Annotated in this window: 2 protein-coding genes; both read right to left on the bottom strand. The window is 67.5% G+C overall.

All coding sequences use genetic code 11. The annotated features are described in order from the left end of the window. A partial coding sequence (locus tag ACWFR4_RS48295; RefSeq protein ID WP_453658295.1) for a hypothetical protein occupies positions 1–946 on the bottom strand: 946 nt, incomplete at its 3' end. 434 nt (positions 947–1,380) lie between these two features. Further along, positions 1,381–2,556 (bottom strand): methyltransferase domain-containing protein, encoded by a 1,176-nt coding sequence (locus ACWFR4_RS48290; protein ID WP_453658293.1) that lies wholly within the window; start codon positions 2,554–2,556, stop codon positions 1,381–1,383. Positions 2,557–2,751 lie beyond the last annotated feature (195 nt).

The raw sequence follows: 2,751 nt of genomic DNA, 5'->3' as shown, positions 1-2,751 counted from the left end.
TACGTGCAGGGCTGTACGCCTCGAAGGAGATGCAGGAGGTGACACCGCCGGGAAGGTGCTGTTGCTGGTCACTCAGGTCGAGCGCTCGGCCGATCGCGCGCACGGTTCCGGGCCCGTCGCTCTGTCGCGCGAGGGCTCGGGCGCGGCCGTTCACCCAGAGTCTGATCGCCTGTCGACTGTTCGGGGACAGCGCGATTCCGTAAGCGGCCACGGCATCGGAGGCTGCGTAGTCGCCGGCGTAGTAGAGGTTCAGAGCTCTGGTCCCCAGAATCCACATTTTCGCTGCCACGTCACCGACTTGATCAGCGCACGCTTCGGCTTCCACACAGTACGCTTCGGCCATGTCGGCGCGGCCGGAGTTGACCGCCATGTAAGCCAGCAGGCCGGACGATCGGGCTGCCAGGCCGAAGAGCTGCTGCCGCTGTTCGACACTCTGCCGTCCCAGAAGAAGGACTTGCACCATCCTCCGGAGCAGCCGCGCCTCACTGGCAAGCTGCTGGGGGCCGTGGTCCTCGTACCGCTGGACGATGCTCTCGATCGACTCCGACACCAACCTCAGCAGGGCGGGATCGGTGCTGCTGGCAGTCAGCTCCTGAGCCTGCAGGAGGATCTCGCTGGGGTTTCCCCAACCTCCGATGGTAAGAACGGGAGAGGACGCCGCCGCTGGCTTCGGGACATCGATGGGGTCCGGGGGCGGTCCGAAGAGGACCTCAACGGACAGGTTGAAGAGATACTCCAGGACACGGGCGGCGTCCGGGCGCGGCTTGCTATCGCCCGTCATCCAATGGTCGAAGGTCCGCCGGGGCAGTTCGATATCGACCAGGCGGGGGTCGCCGTCCTTCTTCGCCAGCTCCTCACGCGCCCTCTTCCATTGGATGCACAGGGCCTCGTAGGTCCAGCGCCGCCCCTGGACGAGTACACGGAAGTAGGTGTTGCGCACGGTCACCTGTCGATCCCCCTGGTCCTGGTTGGTGAAGCGGAACGCGGCCGGTTCAATCCCTCACGGAGCGACTGGTCGATCCATTGTGGTCCTCCGAAAGTCGGTTGCAGGAAGGCTATGAAGGCGTGGTGGCGGTGCAGCCAGTGCAGGTATGCCTCGTATGCCTCATCGGTGCTGCGTTTCGGGAGGACGCCGCCGGCGTAGCCCGAACCGGCTCGACGGCAGGCCAGGTTGAACTGTGGCTGGACGGAGAGCGGGACGCCGCCGGTTCGTCGGTGAACCGTTCCCGGGACACCGCCCATCCCCGGTCGCCTGCATGCCTGCCCAGGAGGTCGTGCGTGACGTCGACGTCGACTCCGGGGCCCGCGAAGATGTAGGTGGTCACCCTGATGGGGCGGCCACGCTTCACCGCGGCGATAGCGTCCTGCACCGGGTACTGCTCAGGAGACCGTGACCGACCAGCCACTTCGGGACAGGGTGGCCGCGCCGTCGGGAGCGATGGTCACCGCGGCACCCCGGATGGGGAGGTCGCCGTCCACGACGAGCCATGTGCGGATGCGCTCCAACTCATCCCATAGCCGCCTTGGCCCGCCCTGGTGCACCGTTGGGGAGTCACGGCGCTGCGCCGCTGTGGCGCGGGCCCAGGAGCCGTCTTCGTGAAGCATGTACACGGTGCGGGTGCCGTCGGCCGCGGTGTGCTGGCGGTGGTCGATACCGGGTGCGAGGAGCTCAAGGGTGGAGCGCACGTCCCAGGTGTCCGGCACGTACATCAGGGGGAAGCGGCTGGTTGTGATGGTCTCGCCGTCCGCGTGCTGGGCGCTCTGCCATACCGGGGCGTTCTCCGGAAGGGCGTCCTCGTAGTCCTCGCCGTGGCGTGCGCTCATGAACCCGGCCGACTCCGGTGCGACGTACCCGGTTGCGCCGCCGTCAGGTGTCTTGTCCGCGACGATGACCAACCCGGTCTGGGCAAGGGTGGTCACCAGCCGTCCGCCAGGGGCGAGCGCCTCGAGCCACGAGAGGGGCACGGCGGGCACAGAGACTGTGGAGACGATGCGGTCGTAGAGGCCTTCGGGAAGGTTCCCGGTCAGGTCGCAGACCTCCACCCGCGGCTGATGGCCGGTTGCGGCCAGCCGCTCGCGGGCCGCCTTCACCAGATACGGGTCGATGTCCACGCTCGTGACTTGACCCTCGCCGAGGCGGGCACACGCCAGGGCGGTGCCGTAGCCACTGCCTGTGGTTACCAGCAGGCGCGAGGAGTTGGTGATGCACGCGGCCCGGTACATCAGCAGTATCAGCGAGGGCAGCGTTGAGGACGAGGTCGGGTACCGGTCTCGTTCACGGGTGAGGATCTGACCGGGCTGGGCCTGGTCGGCGTGGTGGGGGCCGACGCGAGTGACCAGCGTGGTGTCGCTGTAGGCGTCCCGCAGCCACGCATCGGTGTCGCTGGCGCCGTCGCGCAGCTGCCATACCTGTTTGCCGTCAGGACTGCTGGTCCGAGTCCACCAGCGGGGGACAAACAAATGCCGGGGTGTGCTGGCCAGCGGCTTGCTCCAGCGTGACTCCGGCCGGATCACGGCGTTGGCGGCAAGCAGTCGGGCTGCCGGTTCCCACTTCATCGGGCATCCTGCCTTTCAGCGTGCGGCACTTGGGATGACACCGGCGGCGGGATCGCACGTTCCGCCGCCCTTGCAGGAGTCGTCGTTGGGGCCGCAGTCAGGATTGCACGCGTTGAGACGGCTGGACGGGATGCTTGCAGCGACCTGCAGCCATCGCTCAGAGGTGAACACCGCCCTCAGGGAAGCGTCTTGGAC

The organism is Streptomyces sp. NPDC055140 (genome assembly GCF_053607285.1).
This window is presented reverse-complemented; position numbering and strand designations above follow the sequence as displayed.